The sequence below is a fragment of the Ralstonia sp. 25C genome (genome assembly GCF_051904805.1).
In the GTDB taxonomy this organism is placed as follows: domain Bacteria; phylum Pseudomonadota; class Gammaproteobacteria; order Burkholderiales; family Burkholderiaceae; genus Ralstonia.
Window position 1 is genome coordinate 2,000,129 of the sequence record NZ_CP196738.1, and the last position, 25,157, is coordinate 2,025,285.

Annotated in this window: 18 protein-coding genes; 11 read left to right on the forward strand and 7 right to left on the reverse strand. The window is 62.4% G+C overall.

Annotated elements, in window-relative coordinates; translation table 11 throughout:
- The 3 genes from ACS7SF_RS27475 to ACS7SF_RS27485 are packed head-to-tail and all read right to left on the reverse strand — an operon-like array spanning window position 1 to window position 2,639.
- On the reverse strand, window positions 1–1,470 hold the full coding sequence (locus ACS7SF_RS27475; RefSeq protein WP_439893615.1) for a hypothetical protein: 1,470 nt from the start codon (window positions 1,468–1,470) through the stop codon (window positions 1–3).
- A gap of 10 nt (window positions 1,471–1,480) precedes the next feature.
- The gene (locus ACS7SF_RS27480) at window positions 1,481–1,750 is read right to left on the reverse strand and encodes a PAAR domain-containing protein (protein ID WP_439893616.1); all 270 of its coding nucleotides are present in this window, start codon (window positions 1,748–1,750) and stop codon (window positions 1,481–1,483) included.
- 31 nt (window positions 1,751–1,781) lie between these two features.
- Complete coding sequence (locus tag ACS7SF_RS27485; RefSeq protein ID WP_439893617.1) at window positions 1,782–2,639, reverse strand: M15 family metallopeptidase; 858 nt, start codon at window positions 2,637–2,639, stop codon at window positions 1,782–1,784.
- A 260-nt stretch (window positions 2,640–2,899) separates the two neighbouring features.
- Here ACS7SF_RS27485 and ACS7SF_RS27490 point away from each other — a divergent pair, with 260 nt between their 5' ends.
- The 11 genes from ACS7SF_RS27490 (at window position 2,900) to ACS7SF_RS27540 (ending at window position 14,456) form a co-directional block, all read left to right on the forward strand.
- Window positions 2,900–3,634, forward strand: a complete 735-nt coding sequence (locus ACS7SF_RS27490; RefSeq protein ID WP_439893618.1) for a hypothetical protein — start codon at window positions 2,900–2,902, stop codon at window positions 3,632–3,634.
- 147 nt (window positions 3,635–3,781) lie between these two features.
- Window positions 3,782–6,661: a type VI secretion system Vgr family protein gene (locus tag ACS7SF_RS27495; RefSeq protein WP_439893619.1), complete on the forward strand. Its 2,880-nt coding sequence runs from the start codon at window positions 3,782–3,784 to the stop codon at window positions 6,659–6,661.
- Entirely contained in the window at window positions 6,654–7,565 is a 912-nt protein-coding gene (locus tag ACS7SF_RS27500; RefSeq protein WP_439893620.1) for a DUF4123 domain-containing protein, read from the forward strand. Before ACS7SF_RS27495 ends, ACS7SF_RS27500 begins: the two co-directional genes overlap by 8 nt.
- Window positions 7,562–8,071 carry a DUF3304 domain-containing protein gene (locus ACS7SF_RS27505; protein ID WP_439893621.1) on the forward strand — a complete coding sequence of 170 codons (510 nt, stop codon included), beginning with the start codon at window positions 7,562–7,564 and terminating at the stop codon, window positions 8,069–8,071. The genes ACS7SF_RS27500 and ACS7SF_RS27505 overlap by 4 nt, the downstream gene beginning before the upstream one ends.
- Before the next feature lie 45 nt (window positions 8,072–8,116).
- The gene (locus ACS7SF_RS27510) at window positions 8,117–8,650 is read left to right on the forward strand and encodes a DUF3304 domain-containing protein (protein WP_439893622.1); all 534 of its coding nucleotides are present in this window, start codon (window positions 8,117–8,119) and stop codon (window positions 8,648–8,650) included.
- Window positions 8,651–8,660: 10 nt separating this feature from the next.
- Entirely contained in the window at window positions 8,661–10,910 is a 2,250-nt protein-coding gene (locus tag ACS7SF_RS27515; RefSeq protein WP_439893623.1) for a T6SS phospholipase effector Tle1-like catalytic domain-containing protein, read from the forward strand.
- A gap of 318 nt (window positions 10,911–11,228) precedes the next feature.
- Window positions 11,229–11,501: a hypothetical protein gene (locus ACS7SF_RS27520; protein ID WP_439893624.1), complete on the forward strand. Its 273-nt coding sequence runs from the start codon at window positions 11,229–11,231 to the stop codon at window positions 11,499–11,501.
- Window positions 11,502–11,858: 357 nt separating this feature from the next.
- Window positions 11,859–12,398, forward strand: coding sequence for a hypothetical protein (locus tag ACS7SF_RS27525; RefSeq protein WP_439893625.1), 540 nt, complete (start codon window positions 11,859–11,861; stop codon window positions 12,396–12,398).
- Between the two features lie 16 nt (window positions 12,399–12,414).
- On the forward strand, window positions 12,415–13,023 hold the full coding sequence (locus ACS7SF_RS27530; protein WP_439893626.1) for a hypothetical protein: 609 nt from the start codon (window positions 12,415–12,417) through the stop codon (window positions 13,021–13,023).
- A 99-nt stretch (window positions 13,024–13,122) separates the two neighbouring features.
- Entirely contained in the window at window positions 13,123–13,431 is a 309-nt protein-coding gene (locus tag ACS7SF_RS27535) for a hypothetical protein (RefSeq protein WP_439893627.1), read from the forward strand.
- Window positions 13,432–13,442: 11 nt separating this feature from the next.
- Window positions 13,443–14,456, forward strand: a complete 1,014-nt coding sequence (locus tag ACS7SF_RS27540) for a hypothetical protein (RefSeq protein ID WP_439893628.1) — start codon at window positions 13,443–13,445, stop codon at window positions 14,454–14,456.
- 23 nt (window positions 14,457–14,479) lie between these two features.
- Here ACS7SF_RS27540 and fliD read toward each other — a convergent pair whose 3' ends face one another.
- The 4 genes from fliD to ACS7SF_RS27560 form a co-directional block, all read right to left on the reverse strand.
- Entirely contained in the window at window positions 14,480–16,516 is a 2,037-nt protein-coding gene (gene fliD, locus ACS7SF_RS27545; protein ID WP_439893629.1) for a flagellar filament capping protein FliD, read from the reverse strand.
- 174 nt (window positions 16,517–16,690) lie between these two features.
- Window positions 16,691–22,516, reverse strand: a complete 5,826-nt coding sequence (uvrA, locus tag ACS7SF_RS27550; RefSeq protein ID WP_439893630.1) for an excinuclease ABC subunit UvrA — start codon at window positions 22,514–22,516, stop codon at window positions 16,691–16,693.
- Between the two features lie 218 nt (window positions 22,517–22,734).
- Window positions 22,735–23,619 carry a class II glutamine amidotransferase gene (locus ACS7SF_RS27555; protein WP_439893631.1) on the reverse strand — a complete coding sequence of 295 codons (885 nt, stop codon included), beginning with the start codon at window positions 23,617–23,619 and terminating at the stop codon, window positions 22,735–22,737.
- A gap of 93 nt (window positions 23,620–23,712) precedes the next feature.
- A complete protein-coding gene (locus ACS7SF_RS27560; RefSeq protein ID WP_439893632.1) occupies window positions 23,713–24,609 on the reverse strand; it encodes a mechanosensitive ion channel family protein in 897 nt (298 codons plus the stop codon).
- Between the last annotated feature and the right edge of the window lie 548 nt (window positions 24,610–25,157).

A 25,157-nucleotide genomic window follows, 5' to 3' on the forward strand; every position in this document is an offset into this window, starting at 1 on the left:
TCAGGTCAGACTGGGCACCACCGCAATGGCGCCGCGCTGCTGGATGTCGTTGGCGGTAATGGCCAGCACCGGCTTGCCGGTCTGCTGGCTCAACTGGTGCGCCACCACCACGGACAACAGCGGGCCCGCTGCGCCCACATAGCCGCAGGGCGTGCCAATGGGCAGCAGATCCGCAGCCAAATCCAGCGCAGGAAAACGTTCAGAGAACACGCGGGCCACCTCCACGGTGCGCACCGGGTGTATGCCGGTGTCCGACACAACGCCGGCCACGGTGATGGGCTCGGCCGGGGCGGCATCCTCGGCTTTCTCGGCCGGGGCATCCGGCTTGGACTTGACCGGCGCGGCAGCCAGCGTGTCGAGTACATGACCCACCGCATCGCCAAGCGCCTGCAATTGCGGCTGACCGCGATCGGCGGTAGGCGACTCGAGCCGAGCCACGCCCGCGCGGGTGATCGTGAACGGCGGCGCGGCCTCATCGGCATCAGCGGGAACGAGCGCCAAACTTTGCGCCACCGCTGGCGCACACAGCAACACGCCGGCGGCTGCTTCGCCCGGCACGCGGCCGTGCGAGCGCGTCGGCTCGAACAGTTGCTCGTGCTGCATCAACTGCTCAACAGCGCTCGGGCCCACCAGTGAATCGGCCACGACCACCATGCGCAGCACGCGCTCGTCATTGGCGCGGTTCACGCCTTGCGTGGCGCGATCGAGCAGCAGCAGCGCATCGGCATCGCCCTTGGCGGTAATGGGTTCCAGCGTGAGCCGGTCTGCCGGCCAGATCAACGCGATGCGCTGGCGCAGCCACCCATCGGCGGCAGCCTGGTGTTGCGGCGTCCAGTCGCGCGGGAGCAGGGCGGTGATGATCAGCCGCGTGGCTTCCGGCCCGCTGGTTTCAGGCACTTGCGCAACCGCGTGTGCCGCCAGTTCTTCCGCCACTTGGGCAGCCAGTGCCAGGGCACGCAGACGTTCATCGAGCCAATCCACATCGGGATGGCGTTCCGTCAGTTCAGCGCGCAGGTCTTCGATGTCGACGCCGCCCACCGGCGCGGCAAAGATCGGTTGGCCGAAGCCTTGTACGTCGGTCAGCCCAGGTTGCGTATTCGCCTGCACCGCCTCGACGACGGATGCCGCATCGCTGCCGGCCGGTGCGCGCAGGGCGCTGGCGAGCAGCACGGCGCGCCATTGGCGGGTGGCGTCTTGCGGATCAGCGGCCTTGCCATCCGCGCTTGCGGCTGCGGGAGCGGCGGCCGACAACTCGCGCCCTGCGGCCACGTTGGAGCGGATGCCCTCCACCGCACGCTTGATCACCCAATAGCCGACGAGCATGCCCAGCGGCAGCAACAGCAGGTAGGTAAAGATGTCCGCCGTGGTCGGCATGCGGTTGGCCGACTGCCACCACACGATGACGGCAATCCACACCACCACAAAGACAGCGAGCAGCGTCAGCCCGGACCGAAAGAGTCTTGCAACCATGTCGTCTGCGTCAGATGCTGCCGGTGTTGCCCTGGCTCGCGAGCAGGGTCGCGCCGCAGGCCGTCTTGTCGCCATGGCGCGCTGCCTGGCGGCCGTCGATGATGACGTTCGGGTCGCCCGTCACGATGACGGTCGTGCCGCCATGGCCGTTCTTGGGGCACGTCACCTTGTCGCCCACACAGGCGATGCCCTTGCCGCCGGTGCTGGTGTTGCCTGACGCGGTGATCACCACGCCGCCGTGGTCCGTCTTGTCACCCAGCAGGATGAAGGGCCGTGTCATTGCATGTTCCCCATGTGTCCGATTGCTTTCGTCATTGCCTTGCTGCCGGCTGTGTGCCGAGCACGCCCCTGCGGCGCAGTTCGACGTGGCCGAGATCCATCATCTTCCAGCGACCGCCCCACACGAGGCCGACCGATTCCGCCGTCTGGCCGTACAGCTGGTAGCCGCGCATGGCCCACGGGTCCTTCTCGCTGATGACCAGCTTGCCTTCGCGGAAGAACGCGCTGTCCGCAGCCAGGCCGTACTGGTGATAGCTCTGGAACGCCCCGGCCTGGGTGACGTTGCTGCCCATCGCCGCCAGCTTGCTTTGCCGCTCCGGGCTGCGGAAGCCTTCCAGCAGCGCCATCTCGTAACCGTGTTCGTCACGCATGATCTTGTAGACGAGTAGCAGGCGCTGGCGAAAATCGGCATCGAGCAGGTTCCAGTCGCGGCTCGCATCGCGGATGGCCGGGCGAATCTGCTCCACCTCACGCGTGGTGAACACCTCGGGCGGCAACGGCGGCGGCGGGATCAACCGCTCGCCGTTGAGCAACGCCGAGATGTGTGGGTCCGGCTCGCGCACCTGGTCATCGTCAAACTCGAACGATTGCTGCTCGCGCAGCGCCAACGCCAGCAGGGGCGGCACCGACAGCACCCCCAGCCCACCCAGCAGCAGGAACTTGCGCCGCACCACAAACTGCTTGAACGCCGACGCGCCCGACGTTGCGCTGTCCACCGAATCCCGCAATGAGCCCGCCGAACGCGCCCCCACCACAGCCGCCCCCGTGCTCAGTCGGTGCCACTGCGCGCGCAGGACGGCCGCACAGCGCTGCCGCACCGAAGGCAGCAGCACTACAGCCGCCACCACCACCATGGCAACGAAGTAGAGAACGAGAGCAACAAAAACCATACCGACCTGCAGGAGCGTGGGCGTCTACGTCAATTCACCCAGATTTATATCTGTATTTAGATCGCGAGAAGATTAATAAACGGTAATAATCGAACGCCCCGGCACGGCAATATTAAGAAACCATAAAGAAAAAAGCATCAACAGCGCCAATCATTTGTCTTTCAGCAAGGCCAGACTTAGAATCAGCAGCCACTATCGGAATCGGCGCTGTTTGCAATTCAAACGTTCGCCGCGCATTCTATTTCAATTCTGGACCCGTGATGAGTAATAACGGCGATTTGAAACAAGAAGGGCCCCCAACGCTCTTCAATTCCCAGCCCGAGACCGACGAGGCCGGCCACACGCGCATTCTGGCGAGCCTGGAAGGGCGGGTTGGCGCCAACTGCAAGGCCTCGAAAAAATCGAGGCGCCGCCGTTATGGCGTGGCGGCAGCCGTCGTGCTGCTGCTGGCGGGCGCGGGCACCTGGGTTGCGCTAAACCAAGACGGTGAACCCGCATTGCCGGTGGCTGAACACGCGGCGCCAGCGAAGCAAACGCCCGCCACGGAGGCCGCCCACGCGGCCGCCACCGCACCGACGCCTGTAGCACCGGCCACTTCGACGACCACGACAACCTCGTCGGCAGAGCCCCCGCAGGCCGCCACGATCGTCAACGTTGCGCCGCCTGAAGAGCACGCATCGGCATCGGATAAGGCGAGCAAGGACGCGGCGCATGAAAAATCCGTCGCCAGCACGCTCGATCAGAACGAGCAAGTCGTGACAGTCAAATCGGGCAATACCGACGCGGCGAAGGCAGAAACCGCCAAGTTGGTCGCAAAATCGACCGATACGTCCATCAAACCGGTGCAGACAAAGGCCAAGCCCCAATCGGCCGCAAAACCCGGCAAGCCCCGTAAAGGCGGATTAGCAGCGGACGATCCGGATGCCGACCTGCTGGCGGCATTGTTGTCACCGCAAAACGCAACTAAGCCTGCCAATCAACCGAAGGGGCAATAGCCGCCCGAGTGCCCGGTTGTATTCATCAACCGAGGCATCTGCGGAGGCCGGTGCAGTGCTTGGCACTGCGCGGCCCCACCAATGCATGCGTGCCGGTTTCACGAGATGGTGTTCGTGACCGCCCGCCGCTGCAGCATCTGACAGCGAATGGACGCCACAACCCTTCTCCAGAACCTCTTTTCCCCCGCGCGCCGCCTGTACACACTGGAAGGCGAGGGGCCGCTCGCAGACCTGGCGGTGGAAGCGTGGCTTGGCCGCGAGGCGCTGTCCGAGCTGTTTGAGTGGCGCGTGGTGGCCGTCAGCGCCAACGCGCGCATTGCGCTCAAATCGCTGCTGGGCCAACGCGTGACGCTGGTCACCACGCTAGCCGACGGCACGCAAGCCAAGCGCACGGGGCTCATCCGTCTGGCCGAGAAGCTCGGCGCAGACGGCAACCTCACGCGCTATCGCCTGACGGTGGTGCCGTGGTTCTGGCTGACCACGCAGCAGCGCCACAGCCAGGTATTCCAGAACCGGCCGCTGGCGGACATCGTTGAACAGATGCTCTCGCCATACGCGCCGTATGCATCGTGGCGTTACGCCGCTGGCGCGGAAGCGCGCATGAGCGAGTTCGGCACGCGTGCCCACATCGCACAGTTTCGCGAGACGGACTACCACTTCGTCACGCGCCTGCTGGCCGAGGCGGGGCTGGGCTTCACCACGGTCGAAGACGACCAGGCCCATGGCGGCCACACGCTGGTGATCTTTGCTGACAGCACCCAGTTGCCGGAAGACACGGAGTCGGCTGCGGCCGGCGGCATCCGTTTCCACCGCGCACACAGCCAGGAAGAACGCGACGCCATCCAGCAACTGGCCTGCCATAGCCGCACAACTGCCGGCGGCGTTGCCGTGGCCGCATGGGACCCGGAAGGCAAGCACAGCGTGCGCGCCCATGCGCCCGCGCGCTTCGCCAACAGCGCCGGCAGCCCCGACGCGTATCTGTCGATCAGCCCGTCGCTGGCGCCCGATGCCGCGAATGCTCAGCGCGTTGCCGAGCAAGTCATGGAAAGCCTGGAAGCGCGCGCGTTGTTGTTCTCGGGCTGCGGCACGGTACGCACGCTGCGCAGCGGCACGCGCCTGCAGGTGGTGGATTGCCCGCACCTGCCGCAAGACGTGGACGGCGCGTACCCGCTGCTGATGGATCTGGTTGAGCACTGCGGCATCAACAACCTGACGGCCGATACGCATGTCGCGCTCGGGCAGCGGCTGGGTGGCCTCGATGCTGCACTGGCGTTTGACACGCCGCCCAGCGCGCCGGAATCCGGCCCTGGTGTGTTCGGCTTCCAAGAGGCGGAAGGCCCCATCGAACGCACCACGCCCAACGCCGACTTGGTCAAGGCCGCGCGCACGCATGGCTATGCCGGCCTGTTCCGCGCGAGCGATGCACGCCGCCCGTGGCGCACCGCCGTGGTGGAACCCGACACCGGCCGCCTGTACTCCACCCCCACCGCGCAGGGCGTGCACAGCGCCATCGTCGTTGGCCCCGATGGGCAGACGCAAGCCGGTGGCGACGGCGAACACCACGCCAGCCCCGCAGGCGAAATCCGCGTGCGCTTTCCCTGGCAACAGGGCGAGCGCGCAGACGACCGCAGCACGCGCTGGGTGCGCGTGGCGCAACGGCAAGCCGGTACCGGCATGGGCTGGCAATGGCTGCCACGTATCGGGCAAGAGGTGCTCGTCAAGTTCAGCGAAGACGACATCGACCAACCGGTCGTGATCGGCTCGCTTTACAACGGCCAAGGCGAAGCGGGCATAGCGCCCACGCCAGGCGGGCAGGGTACCTCCGGACAGGGCGATAGCACCGCGCTCTACAAGCAAGGCAGCGACAGCGCCACCAGCGCGCAAGGCAACCTGGCCGGCGGCCACAGCCCCGCGTGGCACGGCATGGGCACCGAGCCAGAAGGCCACCGCAACGCCGCCGCGCACACCGGCTTCAAGAGCGCCGAACACGGCGGCAGCGGCTACAACCAGCTCGTCTTCGACGACAGCGACGGCCAGCTGCGCACGCAGCTCGCCACCACGCAGCAACACAGCCAGCTCAACCTCGGCCACCTCGTTCATCAGCAAGACAACCGGCGCGGCAGCTTCCGCGGCCAGGGCTTCGAACTGCGTACCGACGGCCACGCCGCCGTGCGCGGCCAGGCCGGCCTGCTGATCACCACCTACCGCGACGCCAGCAACGGCAAAGCCGTGCCCACCGGCGACAACGCCGCCGGCATCGCGCTGATCAAGCAAGCCAAATCGCTCACGGAGTCGCTCGGCCAAGGCGCCGTCACGCACCAGACCGCTGCGCTGGCCACCGCCGAGAACGACGATGCCCCGCTGGCCAAGCAAGCCAAGGCGGCGGCGGGCATGGTCGACGGCAAGGCCCTCGACGCTGCCAAACAAGACGCCAGCGCTGGTAACACCAGCACGCAAGGCAAGGTGCCGCACCAAGGCGAAGCCATGGCGCACTTGGCCGGCCGCGCAGGCCTGGTGATGGTGGCCGGCCAAGACCTGCAACTCGCCAACGGCGAAAGCATTGCCCTGGGCAGCGGCCAGGACACCAACCTGGCGATCGGCAAGCAGGCGCGCATGCATGCGGGTCAGGCCATCGGCGTGGCAGCCGGGCTGTCCAAGGCAGGCGACAACAACATCGGCCTGCAGGTCACGGCCGGGCAAGACAACATCGACGTGCAAGCCCAGCACGACGTGCTCAAGCTGATGGCCAAGCAAGACCTGAAGCTGGTGTCGGCCAATATGAACGTGGATTTTGCGGCGGCCAAGCGTATCCGCATTGCCACCGCAGGCGGGGCGTCGATCACGCTTGAGGGGGGAAATATCACCGTCGAGTGTGCCGGGCCGATTACGTATAAGGCGGCGCAGCGGAAGTTTGAGGGGCCGGTGAATACTACTTATCCGTTGCCGGCATTCCCGCAGAGCATTTGCGTTGAATGCATGCTACGAGCGATGGCTGGTGGTCATCCGCTCGCCAGCATGAATGGCTGATGCAGCCGTTTACCCACACAACATTGGCGACATGGCGACTCGTTACCAAATTCAGCGCACGCGCTCAGCTTCTCCGGCATGGGTTGATGATTTTCCAGACGATGCCCTAGAGTCGTTGCTATCCGCGCTGCCGGACGCGGACGTATATGCCTTGATCGACAATGCGTTCGATACGGACTTCGCAAGACGACTGCACGCGAGGTTTCCTATGCTGCAATCTCAATCGCTCTATGCCGGCCGCTATGACGCCCCGGGCTTGGCGGAAATCGCACCTTCTGTTGTCCTTATTCCGGATAACAAGATCGAACGCCGCGCGTTTCTTGAGGTGGCTTTGGGCGAAACATCGGGGAATCCGATGCTGAGCTTTCTGCATTCGAGCGTATCAACCTGCCCCCCTTACGCGCATCTCATTTACCAGATGAAAGCGGTTGACCCTGAAGGGGAGGCGTTCATCGTCCGCTTTGCGGATACCCGCGCGCTCGACCTACTGCTGCAGGTGTTTGATGACACGCAACGCGCGCGCTTTCTTGGCGCTTTGCAATGGTGGTATTTTCGGCGCGACGGCAGCCTGCAGCGGGTGAGTCATGCCGGTGAAGGCGCTCCTGAACCGACCGATGACCCCTACGTTTTCACTCGAGAGCAAATGGGCCGGTTTGACGCACTGGCTCGCCCAGATGGCGTGCTCCGACTCATCCAGACGAATGCGCATTGGTTTGGCGCGTTGGCTGGCGCACCGTCTCAGGCACATGCGTGCATTCGGTCCGTGCTCGAATCGTTCGATGCCGGCGAAGTCGCGCACGATGCGACAGCTTTTCGGCTCGTGGCCGAAGCGTTGACTGAAGCTGGGTTGCTCGAGTCACAACAGCCATACGTGGAATCCGACGTTGCAACGGAATCATCATGAAGGTGCTTGCATGGGCGACGCTCTTGTTTGTGCTGGTTGCCACAGGCTGCAAACCTTCACAGCAGGCACAAGCGGCCTCGCCGGATGAAGGTCTTGGTCTGCAGGTCCAGGTGCTCAACTACACGGATGAAGGGCTCGGCGTCGTCTACGTGAACGGCGTATGGGCTGGGAGTATGCGAAATCATGCCGGAGGCACTAGCGTCGCTGGATCGGTTGGCTTACCTGCCAAGTGGCACCCCGGTCTAACAGTCGAGGTTGACTGGCAAGACGACACCCTGTACAGAAAGGATCATGATGCTTTATACAAAATCCAGGTACTGGTTGAGCCGTACGACATAACAAGCGACCGTCCTGCCGTACTCTGGCTCGCATTCATGTCAGGCAAACAAATCAAAGCTATAGCGTCAAGCTACGGACCAGGGCATTCGAAATTTCCAGCGGATTGGAAATATCCATTCGATGTTTGTATGGCTGACAAAATGTGCGCTGATAGGTTCTATCCGTAGCAAGTATCACGCGTCCAACAAGAGTAGCAAAACTAAAGAATGGCCATGAAAATACGAACACGGATTGCAATCGTGTTGGTGCTATTTGCAATATTCAGCGCCGGTTGCAAACCCTCGCAGCAAGCACAAGCGGCACCGCAAAATGAAGATCTTGGGCTTCAAGTACAGATACTTAACTATATGGATGAACCGCTTGGCGATGTATACGTCAACGGCAGTTGGTCGGGCGGCATGTCCAGTCACGCGGGGGGAACAAGTGTCGCTGGGTCGGTTAGCTTGCCGGCTAAGTGGCATCCCGGTTTAGCTGTGGAAGTTGAATGGCAGGACGACGACCTGTACCGAAAGGATCGTGACGCTCTGTATAAAACACAGGTACCAGTAGACCCTTACGAAACTGGCGAACCAGCCACGTTGTGGTTAGCGTTTATGCCTGGCAAAAAGATAAGAGCGATTGCTTCGCGCTATACCCCGCTCAACCCTAAGTTTCCGGGCGGGCTCAAATTTCCATACGATATTTGTATGGCAGACCCTACATGTGCTGCCAAGTTTTACCCCGCAAAAAAACCGCAGCCTAACTAGGAGCGATGAGATGACCGAGCTGGAACGGTTGGAACCAAATCCCTTTGCCCTAACTGCGAATGAAAAGGGAAAATGCACGGCAAGCAACATGGATGCCTTTTCGGGAGCGTGCACGCAAGAGTTCCGCATTGCCTTCTTCTTCGATGGCACCAACAACAATAAAGATCGAGATACACCTCGCCAAGCTCACAGCAACGTGGCGAGGCTGTTTGATATTTTTGAGGTAACCGCAGACCAGGTACGTTTCTATGTGCCTGGCATCGGGACTCCATTTCAAAAGGAAATCGGCGATACAGGCCGGGGCTATGACGCGCGAGCGGGACTTGGCTCGGGTTGGGGCGGCGAAGCGCGCATCAACTGGGCTCTGTTGAAGCTCACCGACGCCGTGTATGGTCGTTACCTCGGTGACGACCTCAGCAAAGCAATGGGCACAGACGATTTAGCGCTCGTTAAGAAAATATCCACCGACGTAAACCTCCCAGTACACACTCGCGCTTCGGCTGGTAGCGACGAGATCGATGAACTCAACAACGCCAGTACAACGGGCACACTTTTCGGCACGCTGGACATGGCTGCGCTTGCCCCCAACCATGACGCCCGCCGACAAGAACTGGCACGGCGCCGCGAGTTTGTTGCGCAGAAAGTCAAACCACTGATCGATGGTCGCAAACCAACGCTGACGCGGATACGGCTTTACGTATTCGGATTCTCGCGAGGCGCGGCCGAGGCGCGCGTATTTTGCAGCTGGTTGGAGGATGCTCTGGGCAAAGACATGACGCTGGCCGGTGTAAAGGTGAGCGTCGACTTTCTCGGAATATTCGACACTGTTGCATCGGTGGGATTCGCTCAGAGTTTCATGATTGCGAGCGGCCATGGCGGGTGGGGGGGCGAAGAGTTCCTGCGCATTCCGCATTACGTCGAGCGAACAGTGCATCTGATCTCTTCACACGAGATACGCGGCTCGTTCCCGCTGGACAAGGCTGCGTCCAAAAATTGCCTTGAACTGGCCTACCCAGGCGTTCATACCGACGTGGGTGGTGCTTACCAGCCAGGGGACCAAGGGCGTGGATGCCGAGCCGACGGCACCCCGGACGACAGCACCAAAATGTCCCAAGTCACGTTGGCAAAGATGTACCGTGAGGCAGTTGCAGCTGGTGTGCCGTTGAATCCGGCTGCCTCAAACCTCGCCCAGAAGTTTAAGGACGCTCTCCGTATCTCTCCGCAACTTATCAAGGACTACAACAACTACGTCGATGCTGTGAATCCACTGATTCGCAAGCAGGGCGGGGGAACCACGGGCGCGGCACATGTGCAGTACGGGTTGTATCTGCGTTGGCGCCGCCTGCGCTTGGGCACCGGTGCGCAAGCCTTTGAGAACCAGCCCTTCTTCAAGCGAGCGCAGAAGTTCAGTGCCCAGTGTGCGCAAGATTTGGCCGGCGCCAATGAAGAGCTGCGCGAAGAGGCCAAGATCATGGCTGAGAAAGAGAACTCACTCATCTATTCGGATAGCTGGATGGGTAGAGTTTTTCAGAGTATCCCAGGGACGGTTGGAAAGATTACCTGGGTCCAGCAATTCGTCTGGGGAGAAAAAGTCAAGCAGTGGAAGCAAGTGAAGCCGCACTGGAATGACACGTCGCCGCTGGACGCTCGCATCATCAAGTTCTTCGACGACTACGTACACGATTCACGCGCTTGGTTCAAACCCACTGGCGCCACCAACGAGCAAGTCTGGAAGCAGCGGCAAAGAGAGCGACTGGAAGAACTCAAGCAAAAAGATGCCAAGTGGAAAGCCCAGTGGGCAGAGATCAATGCGGCATCCGAACGGGACCCGGTAGGTACGCTCAAGCGCTATTCCCCCGTCGACGAGGGCGGACAAGGCGACATGTACCCACCGGTACTGACGGGGGAGGACCGTGCTGACTTAGACCGGTATCTAAAGGATGGCTCTCTGCCGCTGGAAAAAAAGGGCCGCGAATTCAGTTCGGTGTGGGGATACCTGCGCTGGCGAACCCACTTCGCCCAGGAACCGACCATGAAGGAGCGCGCGCACGAAATGTGGGATAAGGCCTCCAAGTTTCCCGGAAAGGTGGCCGACAAGGTCACAGAGAAAGCCAAGGACGTTGCGCACAGCGCCGAAGAAAAGGCAGCGGATGCAGCGCAAGCTGCCGGCAAAGTTCTGGAAGCCGGCAAAGACAGCGTCATTCGTGGGGCGAAGGATGCCGTCGATCGCCTTACAAAGGGCGGCATTCCAACATTATGACGATGGGAAAAGCACTTCCAGCACGGTGGCGTTAAGGTTCTTAGCGAAAACCGACAATAGCCCGGATGCCGAGTTGCTATGAGTGGCACGCCACGCATGCAGAGAAACACGGTAAGGAAAGTGCTTGACGATGAGGATTTGGAAGATATTAGGACCAATTGCAGCGGTGGTTGCTTCGCTGTACGCCCTAGGCGGCCGAACAATTACAGACGCTGACCTCTCTTGCGACGGACCGGCATTGACCCGCCTTTCAGTTAAGCGATTCACGTTGTTGCGCACTGATCCCTCCTTAAAACCAACCAACTCTCTCAAATTCAAATGAAAACGCAATACAAACTCGCCGTAGCCCTCCTGACCACCGCATGGATGAGCGTTGGCATCTGCGCGCAGCACGCGTCCACGACATCGGGCAATGCCTCGCAAAGCGGAGCGAAGAAAGCCGTGCACGCGAAGAAGCCGGGCAAGAAATCCAAGGTGGCGCGCTCGGGCAAGAACAACGCAGGCGCACGCGACGGCGATGCGGAAGTCCTAGCGCAGGTGCTGGGCTCGGATACCAAGAACCCGTTGTGGAGCGGCAAGCCGCAGCAGTAAGAAAGACGCACAACGTGGTGGCAGCAGCGACACGGCGTTCGTTTTCAATGACGGCGAGGCCCAGCAATGGGCGCGGCCTGCCACCATGCAGCAAGCCTCTCATTTCACTTCACTGTCACCAGCGTTTCGAGTTGCACAGCGATGGACACGTTGCCGTGCTCGGCAATGATCGCTGTAAGCCCGCACGATGCGACCTCGCATACGCCGCACGGTTCCGCGTCTTCTCACCACGTTTGGCGTCCTCCTGATTCTGGGATGCCAGCCTTCGTCGCCGAACAAAGCACGGTTGCCGCAGAGTATCGACACATCGAGGTAGGCGAGTCGCCGCAGGCGTTCATAGTGATGGAAGTGTGAATCATGAACCGCAACGCCTCTAAGGCAGCATGTCTGGCGATCGCTCTTGCGTTGCCCATGCTTTCCAGCGCCTGGGCTCAATCAGTAAACGACCCATGGAATCCATCTCCTGTCGGAGTTTGCGGCAAGAATTTCGAGAGAGGCCTGATGGAGGCGCGAAAGCAAGATGCAGAGCTGGTGGTTTCTCGTGTGAGAACCAAAACAAAATCCACCCAAAAGAAATATGTTTGGATTTGGGACGGCACCCCTTCGAGGAATCCGGACAGGATGCTGTACGAAGTCCGAGGTCAACGTAGCTGCATTATTCTGTATATGCCGTTTGCGGACACCACGGATTTCAAAATTGGAGATGACGGAAGTTTGCCGGCGACAGTCACCTCCGAGACACAGCCGCTACCCGATTCACTTGGAGGGTACGCATCCACTGTAGTGACTTATCGTTTTGATAAAAAATTGAGGCAGTACGGAAAATTGCCTTCGTCTTGCAGAAGAAAGACAGGGTCTGGAGAAATTGAAATCGATTGCGCGACAGCATTTGAATAAGGCGTCGCGACGGAAGATGATGAAAAAAATCGCAGCACTCGCTTTTTGCGCATTTGCATCCAGCCTGGCACAGGCACAAGGAGCGCCCGTTGTCGGCCTTTGGGAGCAGCATGCGACGGGCGATGCGCAAGACGCCAGTAATATCAGGCGCCACGATGTGATCTTTGTTGATCGCCAGCTCTCAGACGACACGATATTCAGCGCGTTGATGGATGGTGGCGGGGAGAACGTCGTGCTTTGCTGTATCAAGGTCCAAAAGAGCGCTGCAATTGCGCTTCCAGATCTGCTCAAGAAATATCCATGGGACAGCGATACTGCGGAGCACCTTCAGTCGATTCGGGGCTGGCGGTACATCTATGAAGCGAACGTTGTTGACGCTCGCGAGCAAAATTCCGGAATGCGGAAGATCGTCAACAGCTTGGTATCTCCACCTTCGCTATCGCCTTACTCGGCGGCAATTGTCTCGGGCAAGATCGAGAAAGATCTTGTTCCGAGGGTGTTCACCATCGGCAATGGGAGCGTATCGCTCTTGATGCGACCCATTCATAAATACAGCGCGATTCAGTACGAGTTCTCCGTCAACGGTACGGTCAAAAAATTTAGTGAAGCAATGTTCCCGGACTAAAGAACGCGTTGCGGCGCTCAACTAGAAAAGACAACTCACGTTGGTGGCGCCAGCCCGGGAAGGGTCGCCACTTTGGCGCCATCAACACTTGAACCCGACATGTCCTCATCGAAAAGCACAACGCGCCCATCTGCCAAACCCGCCGCCTACATTGGATGGTTTGCAGTAGCAGCCAGCGCGATCGTTTCTTGCGTTGGAATTGCGCGCGGTGGCGAGGCGATGATCACGTTGCTGCTGGATAGCACCGCCCTGGGCGGGCTATTCGCGCTTGTAGCGGGGGCCATCACCCTATGCGGATGGAGACGGATGCAGGGGGCGTTGCTGATCGCGGCCGCGGTGATCCTTCTGGCATGCGGCGCTGCTGTCTTGTTCGTACTGGCCGCCGCAGCTGTCAGAGTGACGTATTGAAGCGCGCATACATGCTGGTTTTGCCGATCTCCCCCTGTTTCAACATGCGCGGCATAGTGGCAGCGCTGGTCCAAGTCATGCACAACACGGCTGCCCTCCGATTGAAGCTGCTTCGATACGCTTTGATGGTGTATGCGTTGACCGCCGCAACCTCTGCGTTGGCAAAAGGGCCTCTGATGCTCCCTACGAGCGCGCAACTGTCCGGCGGCTATCTCAGCACGACGTTGCTGCTCAAGCCTTGCATGGATGTCCATGAGGAGTCGGCCAACCCGAGCGACGACGTCCTAAAACAGTTCGAAGATGCACGGCGTGGGCTGCCGCCCGACGCTTGCGACCAGCCGGCAGTGGTGGAAAAGCTCAACACGGCGCGGTTTCTGCAATACGCATCGATTACCACCGTGCACGACCCGTGGAATCTGGATGCGAAGATCACAGCACAGAATGCGGCCATCGCTCGATGCAAGGATGGGCAATGCCTGGAGCGCGAGTTGAACGCAGTCATTGCCGAGCTATCGCCGGTGTACCTGCATGCGCGTCCGGAGTGGCCGAGGGGCGTAGGGCTATGCACCTCAAAAACCGTCGAGATAACGCCAGGTAAAGCGCGGGCGTTGATCGGTACAAAGGCGCAGAAGACGCTTGTCGATACGTGCGCTCCAGAGTCCCTGTCTATGCAGACCTGCCAAGGGCCCCGAGGCAAGTTTGTCTTCGCGTCGTGCACGATGAGCGGCAACCAGGTCAACAGCCCAGAATGGCTCTATCGCGTCAGGGGCGCCAAACTTCGGCCTTTGTTGGCTATCGATGATGGCCCCTCCGGCGTATTAACGACCTCATGCAATGGCATGCCGGATCTCATGACTGCCGCGCGAGTCAGCATGGGCGAGCACTATCTGACCTACTACCGCTATGACGGCACGCAATACCAATCTGCGTATGCCTACTCCGCGATATACGTTGGCACCGACGGCAACGGCAATGACCTGACCATCGCCCAGGGTGGGCCAGAGACCAGAGTGATCTGCCGATAGATCGCAACCACGGCGTCGCGCGGTCAGCCGCCTGACCGCTGCTTCTGCAAGATCGCCAACTGCGTCGTCAGGTAACTGCTGGTGTTCGTCATGCTCGACACCACCTTCGACAGCGCGTTGAACTGCGCGTAATACAGCGCCTGCTTGGCATCCAGCTGCTGCTGCATCCGGTTGATCTGGCTGCCGAGCGACGTGATGGAGCTGTTGAGGGCGTCCGTTGCGTTCTGCACCATGCCGTTGCTCGATAGCAGATTGCCCGACACGGTATGGAGTTGCGCCGCGTAACCGCGTTGCACGGTGACGGTCCCTCGGTTTCCTACCGCACCGCCCGTAATTTGCACCGTCAGTCCGTCGACAGCAGAGCCGGTGGCGCCGTACAGGTTCTGGCCCGAGCCGTTGCCCGCGACGCCATTGATGGTCCCTTGCACATCGCGGCCGGCAATGGCGGTCGGGCTGCCGCCCAGGAGGGACGCGGCCCCGTTGCCCGACACAGAGACTGCGGAGATCGAACCGTACTGCTTGTCGGTGATGCTCAACACGCCACTGGCATCGGCCGATACCGAGACCTCCACCTTGGCCCGCTGCAGCGCGGGTGTGGCGTTGATCTGGCTCTGGATCTGCGCGGCCAGCCCTTGCGGCGTGTAGCTGCCCGCTGGCACGGTGATGTTGGCCGCCATGCCGCTGATGGTGAACGCTAGGCTATCGTTCACGCCGCTCTGGATGGTGGTGTTGGCCGCCGCCGAGCCCTGGAGCAAACCCTGCGTCGCCAGCTGCGTGATGTTGACGGCGTAGCTGCCGGACTGCGTGGCCGAGGAGAACGTCGGCACCTTGATCAGGGCATCCGTCGCCGTGCCGGTGCCGGCAAACAGCCCTGCCACCTGGCCGGGTGCGTGACCGAGGGCAGCGTTGAGCTTGCTGTCGTCAATCGACAGCGTGCCGTCCGGGTCCATCGTCACGCCAACACTGCGTAGTGACTGGTATGCGCCGTTGCCGATCCCGTGGCCCAGCACGTCGGTCACTTGGTTGATCAGCGCCCGGGTGCTGACATCGCCCGCCAGTGCACCGCTGTTGGCAGGGTTGGCGGTGTCGATCTTGGTCAACGCGTTGAGCTGAATGCGCAGCGCGTTGTAGGCCTTCACAAAATTGAGCACCGCAGTGCTGCCTTGCCCCGCGTCGCTGCTAACGTTGACCGTCGTGCTGCCAGTTTTTGCGAGCGTGAACGACGTGCCGTCCACCACCTCCGACAACGTGTTCGTGGGGCTTTGCACCGCAATGCCGTTGACCGTGGCCAGGGCGTTCTGGCCCGTGGTGACCTCGGTCATGTTCTGCGTGCCGGCCGGGTCGTGTGCCAGCAGCGATTGCAGTGCGCTATCGCCCGACACGGCAATTTTCATCTCCGAACTGGCGCCGCCAGCCGAAGAGGTCAACACCAGCCGATACGGATTGCCACTGCCGTCGTTGACGATGCTGGCCGACACGCCCACGTTGGCCGCGTTGATGGCATCCCGGATGCCCGAGAGCGTGTTGTTGGAGGCATCAATGGTGACCGAGCCGCCCGGCAGATTGCCGTTTTGCGCGAACGAGGCGCCGGTGTATTTGCCGCCAGCAAAGCTGCCGCCCGACACGGTGCCAAACGAAAAGGTGAGGGTGGTGGCCGCCCCGCTACCGATGGGCGACTTGGCGGACGCCTGCCCCGACGCGGTCAGCACCTGCGATTGCGCGAGCTGCGTAACATTCACGCGATACGTACCTGCCGACGCGGAACTGGACACCGCCGCATTGAGCACCGAAGTGTCATGCCCGGTCGCCTTCATGCCGCTGAACGTGCCGACATTGTTGAGGCCCGCCATCGCCGTCTGAAAGGTCGACAGCGCGCTTTTGATGGAGCCCACGGCAGACAACTGCGTCTGAAAGGTCTTCTGCTGCGTCTGGCGCAGCGTCATGCCCTTGCTTTCCGCCTGGATCAGCTTGGTGACCAAGCCATTGACGTCGATGCTTGTGCCGATGCCCGGAAGGGAAATCGACGGAACGTAAGTGTTGCTCGTGGACGAGGTGGCCATGGTCGGTCGCGCGCAAACGATTTTTCTTCACAATGTGACGGCGGCGTTGCGCGCTTCTTTAGGGCGAACCCCCTCCATCTGGGCACATTCGGTGTGTTTGCTCAGGAAAGCGCAAGAAAAAAAGGCACGCCAGAATCCTCCGGCGTGCCTTGTCTTGCCTTGGTGGAAGCGAGTTCAGCTTACGCGGCGCTGCTCCACGACACTCCCGCGCGACAACACCGGCACCAGCGCGGCGCCGGTATGGCTGGCCGACACGCGCGTCAACGCTTCCGGCCCGCAAGCCGCCACGATCGTGCCGCCTTCATCGCCGCCTTCGGGGCCCAGATCGAGAATCCAGTCCGCTTCGGCAATCACGTCCAGGTCGTGCTCGATCACGATCACGCTGTGGCCGCCGTCGGCCAGGCGGTGCAGCACGCGGATCAGCTTGGCCACGTCGGCCATGTGCAGGCCCACGGTCGGTTCATCCAGCACGTACAGCGTGTGCGGTGCCTTCTGGCCGCGGCGGGTCACGTCATCGCGCACCTTCGACAACTCGGTGACGAGCTTGATGCGCTGCGCCTCACCGCCCGACAACGTGGGCGAGGGCTGGCCCAGCGTCAGGTAGCCCAACCCCACGTCCTTCATCAGCTGCAGCGGGTGGGCGATGCTGTTCATCGCGCCGAAGAACTCCACCGCTTCGTCGATCTCCATGGTCAACACATCGCCGATGTTCTTGCCGCGCCAGGTAACGGCCAGCGTCTCGGGGTTGAAGCGTTGGCCGTGGCACACGTCGCAGCCGACCTTCACATCGGGCAGGAAGCTCATGGCGATGGTGCGCACGCCCTGGCCTTCGCAGGCGGGGCAGCGGCCGTCGCCCGTGTTGAATGAGAAGCGCGAGGCGGTGTAGCCGCGGGCGCGGGCTTCCAGCGTGTCGGCAAAGAGCTTGCGGATGGTGTCCCACACGCCGATGTAGGTGGCCGGGCACGAACGCGGCGTCTTGCCGATCGGGGTTTGGTCGACTTCGAGTACGCGGTCGATGGCTTCCCAGCCAGTGATGCTGTCGCAGCCGTGCCAATCGTGTTTGACGTCGAGCTTGCGGGGCATCTTGGCGTCCGGCACCTCAGCCTGCGCGGCTTTGCGGGCGCGGCGCGTGGCCGGCGAAGACAGCACCGAACGGCCTACCGCATCCAGCAGATTCGTCATCAACACATCGCGCGCCAGCGTTGATTTGCCAGAACCGGACACACCCGTAATCGCCACCAGACGCGACAGCGGCATCGTCGCCGTGACATTGCGCAGGTTGTGCAGCTTGGCGCCATGCACCGTCAGCCATTGCTCGGGCACCGCCTGTGTGCCGGCGCGCGGCGCAACCACCTCGCGGCGCGGCTGCAGCGGGTGCTCGATCGGCTGGGACAGGAAGCGGCCAGTCAGCGAATCCGGTTGCGCAGCAAGATCGGCCACACCGCCTTGCGCGACCAGCGTGCCACCGCGCTTGCCGGCACCGGGGCCAATGTCAATGATGTGGTCTGCACGGCGGATGGTGTCTTCATCGTGCTCGACCACCACCAGCGTGTTGCCCTTGTCGCCCAGCTTGCGCAGGGCGTCGAGCAGGATCTGGTTGTCGCGCGGATGCAGGCCGATGGTCGGCTCGTCCAGCACGTAGCACACGCCTTGCAGGTTGCTGCCGAGCTGCGCAGCTAGGCGAATGCGCTGGGCCTCACCGCCCGACAGGCTGGGCGCGGCGCGGTCCAGGCTCAGGTAACCGAGACCGACCTCTTCTAGGAACGACAGGCGGCTGTGGATTTCGGCGACCACGTCACGTGCGATATCGGCATCGCGGCCAACCAAGTTCAAGCCTTCGACCCAGCGGCGGGTCTGGCTGACCGTCCACTGCGCAATGTCGACGATGGGTTTGGCGGCGAAGGTCACGGCGCGCGCCGTCGGGTTCAGGCGCGTGCCGTGGCAGTCGGGGCAGGGCAGGTCGGTCATGCCGTCCGGGTCGACTTCTTCCGAGGGCAGCGTCTGCTCGCGACCGCGGTCATCACCGCCGAGCACGGTGTCGTCAAACGCGGCACGCTGCTCGCGTGTGAGTGCCAAGCCCGTACCGACGCAGCTCGGGCACCAGCCGTGCTTGCTGTTGTACGAAAACACGCGCGGGTCCAGCTCGGGGTAGCTTGTGCCGCAGGTCGAACACGCACGCTTGGTGGAGAACACCTTGACGTTGCCGACGTGCGCCGTGCCGCCGTTGTGCATGGCGTGCTGCAGGCCATCGAGCGGGGCGAGCACGTGCATGATGCCCTTGCCGTATTCCAGCGCCTGCTCCATCAAGGCACGCAGCGCGGCTTCGTTTTCCGGCGCGACAACGATGTCGCCCACCGGCAGTTCCAGCGTGTGCTCGCGGAAGCGGTCCAGGCGTGGCCACGGGTCGACCGTCAGGAATTCGCCGTCGACACGCAGATGCGTATAGCCACGGGCCTTGGCCCACTTGGCGAGGTCGGTGTACACGCCCTTGCGGTTCACCACCAGCGGCGCGAGCAGGCCGATGTGCTGGCCGCGATGGTCGCGCATCAACTGGGCAAAGATCGCCTCGGGGCTTTGTGCCGAGACCGGCGTGCCGTCGTGGATGCAGTGCTGCACGCCCAGCTTCACATACAGCAGCCGCAGGAAGTGCCAGACCTCGGACGTGGTCGCCACCGTGCTCTTGCGACCGCCGCGCGACAAGCGCTGCTCGATCGCCACCGTGGGCGGAATGCCGTACACCGCATCCACCTCGGGCCGGCCCGCCGGCTGCACGATCGAACGCGCATAGGCATTGAGCGATTCGAGATAGCGGCGCTGCCCCTCGTGGAACAGGATGTCGAACGCCAGCGTCGATTTGCCCGAGCCCGACACGCCCGTCACCACGTTGAACTTGCCGTGCGGAATATCGACGTTCAGGCCTTTGAGGTTGTGCTCGCGTGCATGGACAATGCGCACGACGTTCTCGCCCTGAACCTCTGCCAATGCCGCACGCTTGGCGCGGCGATCGGCCAGTGCGGTTTGCAGCGGCACGCCTTCCGTCGCTTCCGGCTGGCCAATGCTGGCTTCGTATTGTTTGAGCGCTACACCCGTGTGCGAGGCGGCACAGGCTTTCACTTGCGCAGGCGATCCGGCGCATACCAGCAGGCCGCCGGCATCACCGCCTTCCGGGCCGAGATCGATGATCCAGTCGGCCGCGCGCACCACGTCGAGGTTGTGCTCGATCACGATCAGCGAATGGCCCGCGTCGAGCAGCTTGCCAAACGCGCGCATCAACTTGGCGATGTCGTCAAAGTGCAAGCCGGTGGTCGGCTCGTCGAACATGAACAGGCGGCCGGCGCTGGCGGGCACGTCCTGTTTGACGCGCTTGCGTGCAGCCGCCTGGGCCGCCTGCGCAGCTTCGGCCAGGAAGCCCGCGAGCTTCAGGCGCTGCGCTTCACCGCCGGAAAGCGTCGGCACCGGCTGGCCCAACTTCACGTATTCCAAACCCACGTCGACGATCGGCTGCAGCACGCGCAGCACGTCGGCATCTTCAGCGAACACGTTGGCGGCTTCGCTTACCGTCAACTCCAGCACATCGGCCACCGACAGCGCGCGGCCGGCGCGGGGAATCTTCACCTCCAGGATTTCGGCGCGATAGCGCGTGCCATCGCAATCCGGACAACGCAGGTAGATGTCGCTCAGGAACTGCATCTCGACGTGCTCGAAGCCCGAGCCGCCGCAGGTCGGGCAACGCCCGTCGCCCGAGTTGAAGCTGAACGTGCCGGCCGTGTAGCCGCGCTGCAGCGCCATCGGCGCCTTGGCGAACAGCTTGCGGATTTCGTCAAATGCGCCAACGTAGCTGGCCGGGTTCGAGCGCGCGGTCTTGCCGATCGGGGATTGATCGACGAAGACCACGTCGCTGATCTGATCCGCACCGCGCAGGGCACGAAATGCGCCGGGCGATTCCGTCGCCTTGCCGAAGTGGCGCGCCAGGGCGGGGTGGAGCACGTCCTGGATCAACGTCGATTTGCCCGAACCGGACACGCCCGTCACGCACACCAGGCGCTGCAGCGGAATTTCAACCGTGACGTCGCGCAGGTTGTGTTCGCTGGCGCCTTCAAGCACGAGTCGGGGCGTGGCGTTGTCGACGGGACGGGCTTGCCAGTCCGTGTCTGCCACGCGGCGCTGGCCGGACAGATAGGCACCGGTGAGCGTGTCCGCCTTGCGAATAGCGGCCGGCGTGCCATCAAAGACGATGGTGCCGCCGCGCTCGCCGGGGCCGGGGCCCATGTCGATCAAACGGTCGGCCGCGAGCATGACAGACGGGTCATGCTCGACCACCACCAGCGTATTGCCGGCATCGCGCAGGCGCTGCATGGCTTCGACAATGCGATCCAGATCGCGCGGGTGCAGGCCGATGCTGGGTTCATCCAGCACAAACAGCGTGTTGACGAGGGAGGTACCGAGCGCGGTGGTCAGGTTGATCCGCTGCACTTCGCCGCCGGACAGCGTGCGGCTCTGGCGGTCCAGCGTCAAATAGCCGATGCCGACATCGCACAGATACGCCAGGCGCGTGCGCACTTCGTCCAGCAGCAGCTTAAGAGCATCGTCGAGCAGCGAAGATGGCAGCGTCAGTTCGTCAAAGAAGCGACGGATGCGCTCGATGGGCAACAGCATCACGTCGTGCACGGTCAGGCCGGGCAGGGCTTCGAGCTGGGCGCGGCTCCATTTCACGCCCCGGGGCATGAAGCGGTGTTCGGGCGCCAGCACGGCGTCGGCGTTTTCCTTGGTGCCCAGGCGCCATTGCATGGATTCGGTTTTCAGGCGCGCGCCGCCACAGGTTTCGCACGTCGTATAACTGCGGTACTTGGAGAGCAGCACGCGGATGTGCATCTTGTACGCCTTCGACTCCAGGTAGTCGAAGAAGCGGCGCACGCCGTACCACTGCTTGTTCCAGCCGCCGCGCTTGAACGTCGGGTCGCCGTTGATGACCCAATCCTTTTGCGCCTGTGTGAGTTCGGCCCACGGCGTACCGCGCGGGATGTCAGCGGCGGCGGCATAGCGCATCAGATCGTCCTGGCATTCCTTCCAGGCAGGCGTTTGCATCGGTTTGATGGCGCCATCACGCAGGGTCTTGCGCTCGTCCGGAATCACCAAGCCCAGGTCGACGCCGATCACGCGGCCGAACCCGCGGCACGCATCGCACGCGCCGTACGCCGAGTTGAACGAGAAGAGCGCCGGTTGCGGATCGGCATAGCGCAGGTCGCTTTCCGGGCAATGCAGGCCGGTGGAGAAGCGCCAGATTTCCGGCGCAGCGCCTTCGTCGGCCGGCAGCACATAGACGCTGACGCGCCCGCCGCCGCGTTTGAGCGACGATTCAATGGCTTCCAGCGCACGAACGCGCTCGGTGCCCTGCAAGCGGAAGCGGTCGGCCACCACGTCCAGGAGCTTGCGCTCGCCGACAACCCGCTCGGCTTGCACACGCGTATAGCCGCTCACCGATAGCCATTGCGCAACTTCCTCCGCGCTCGTATTGGCCGGCAGCTCGACGGGAAACGTCACCACCAGGCGCGGATCAGCCTCGCGCGTGCGCGCCATCAACTCGTCGTAGATGGTTTCGGGCGTGTCATGCCGCACCGGCAACGCGGTGTCACGGTCGAACAGCTGCGCGGCGCGCGCAAACAGCAGCTTCAGGTGGTCGTTCAGCTCCGTCATCGTGCCGACCGTGGAGCGCGAGCTGCGCACTGGGTTGGTCTGGTCGATGGCGATGGCGGGCGGCACGCCTTCCACATGCTCGACCTGCGGGCGGTCCATGCGGTCGAGGAACTGGCGCGCGTAGGCGCTGAAGGTCTCGACGTAGCGGCGCTGGCCTTCGGCGTACAGGGTGTCGAAAACGAGGCTGGACTTGCCGGACCCCGACGGGCCGGTCACGACGGTCATTTCGCCCGTGCGCAGGTCCAGATCGAGGTTTTTGAGATTGTGCTGACGGGCTCCGCGCAGGCGAATGACACCGGAGGACATGGAGGATGTTCCTTGGAGGTAAGAGGCATGCCGGTGCGGAGCATCACTTTTCAGCCGCGCCGGCAATCAGAATTCGAGCCGTAAACTGTAACGGATTCTTGAGATCCGGTTCACCTACGGCACAAGTCGCGAGCGCGAGGGTAGCGCAAGGCTCCTGACAGCGTTTTGTCAGGAGCCTTCAGCGGGGAGGGGCGGCGGAAAGCGAGATGGGAGGGCAGTCAGCCGGCAGCGCGGCCGTAGGCAGACTGCTGCTTTGCAGACACCTCGACCACGGGCAGCCGAGGCACAAACCGGCGATGCTCGACGGCACCGCCTTTGACAATGACAAGTGTCTCTTCGGGGATCTCGTCCCAGGCGTCGGGCAGGTTGACGAGCGGCTCCGACAGCACAAGAAAGGCCTCGTCCCCGGCATCTTTGATCCGGGAATTCTCCGGATACAGCTCATGCAGATGCCGGAACGACGTGCTGTGGAACAGCGAGCGCGAATCCCGCTCGCTTGAATAGCGCGCTGCGATGATCTGTTCGCCGTCGGTAGCGCACACGGTCATGTTCAGCGGGTGCTCGACGCCGTGCCGATGGCCGACGTGCTCGATCAGCCCCACCATCTGCTCCAGGGCGGCCTGCGGGTCTCGCTGGAGCCCGAACGTGAGCGCCAGGAAAAACATCACCTCGGAGTCTGTCGATCCCTCAATCCAGCGAAACAGCTCCGGCGCGACCTCCATCATCAGGTCACGCCGCAGCGTCGGGTATTCGCGGATCAGCCCGTTGTGCACGAACAGCCACCGGCCGTACCGGAATGGGTGGCAATTGGTTTCCTGCGTGGGCGTATCCGTGGCCGCTCGAACATGCGCCACAAACAGGGGAGAGCGGATGGCCCGGGCAGCTTCCCGCAGATTGGTGTCGTTCCAGGCCGGGTGCAGGCAGCGATAACGAAACGGCACCTCCGAATGGCTGCCGTACCAGCCGATGCCGAATCCGTCTCCGTTGGTGGTCGTATGGCCCAGGCGCGATCGTAGGCTCTGGTCGATCAGCGAATGCGTCGGACGGAACAGCACCGTCTCCATCTGAATGGGATTGCCCGAATACGCCAGCCAGCGACACATGATGCGTTGCCTATAGGAAGAGATGCCTGAAAAACGAGTCTAGGCAATGCGACTGGGAATGCACGGAAAAATCCGGCGTATCCGCGCCGTGTCTCAGCCCAGCAACGCTTCGCTGGCGCGAGCGCTGCGCGCTTCACCCGAGTCTTGTCCGGCGCCTTGCACGATATGCAACTCGCGGACCCGGGCTGGCAGGGTGCAACGGGCCGCCAGCAACGTCGCGCGAACCTGCTGGGCGAGGTTCCAACGCATCTGCCAGAAGTCTTCCGTCTTGGCCCACACGCGCAGGTTCAGCACAGCCACGCTATCGTCAAAGCGCATCACCATGGCCATCGGCGCAGGATCAGGCAGCACCAGCGCCTCGCTCGCTGCCAGTGCCTTGAGCGCCCCGATCGCGCGGGGGATGTCATCGTGCAGCGAGACTTCGGTCTCCAGATCCAGGCGGCGGGTCGGATTGCGGGTGTAATTGCGCACCGTATGGCTCCAAAGCGCGCTGTTCGGCACGTATTCGCAGATGCCATCGGGTTTGGCCAGCCGCGTCATGAACAGGCCGACTTCCTCCACGGTACCGGCTACATCGCCGCCGCCACCGTCAATGTAGTCGCCCACGCGAAACGGGCGCAGCGCCAGCAGCATGATGCCGGCAGCGATGTTCTGGAGCGTACCTTGCAGCGCCAAACCAATGGCCAAGCCCGCAGCGCCCAGCACGGCAATGATGCTCGCCGTTTCAATGCCAAGCCGCGACAGCGCTCCAACCACGGCCAAAATGCGAATCCCCCAGACAGCGATGTCACACAGGATCGGCGTCAGCGTGGCGTCAACCCGCGACTGATTGGTCATCAAGCGGTTGAGCCAGCGACCGATGCGCTTCGAGACCCACCAGCCCACGACAAGAATCAACAGCGCTGCGCACAAGCTGACGGCGAAGTGGCTGAACGCATCCCAAAGGAAATTTAGGCGCTCGGGATGAAGGTGCGAGAGAAAGCTTTCCATAGTCGAATGTCTTCTGGCTGTTGAGGCCGCGAGTATAGGTTCGGGCCCGGCGTGAAGGGGCCATGGGTGTATCGACCAGCGGCGGACGCCTTCGGCGGGAGCATGGGACGGAAAGTAACAACTCGCCCCGCGCCAGAAGTCTCGGAGTTGGTATGTCGCGGCGTTTGTTGCGCAGCCATTCCCCGCCTTGGATGACCTACAGGGCGAGTTATCTGACCGGCTCTGTTCCTGGCACAGCAGACAGATTCTGAGATTCGCGCTGTATTACTTGCGTGATGGCAGGCTCATCAGGACGAAGAAAGTCAGCATGCGATGCTTTTTTCCTGAAGAGCTGCAATCGCTTTGCAGGCTCAACGGGCTCGACGTCGTGGAGCGATTTGGCAACTACGATGGCTCACCATTTACTTCAAGCTCGCCGAAGCAAATCTTGTTTTGCCGTGCGTCGTAAAGGCCGTGCCCGGTCGCCGTTGGCGCCGCCTGCGTATCTATCAAGGAGACGCAGTGCGGCCGCGGCCTAACGGTCAACGTCATTTCTCGGACACGACACT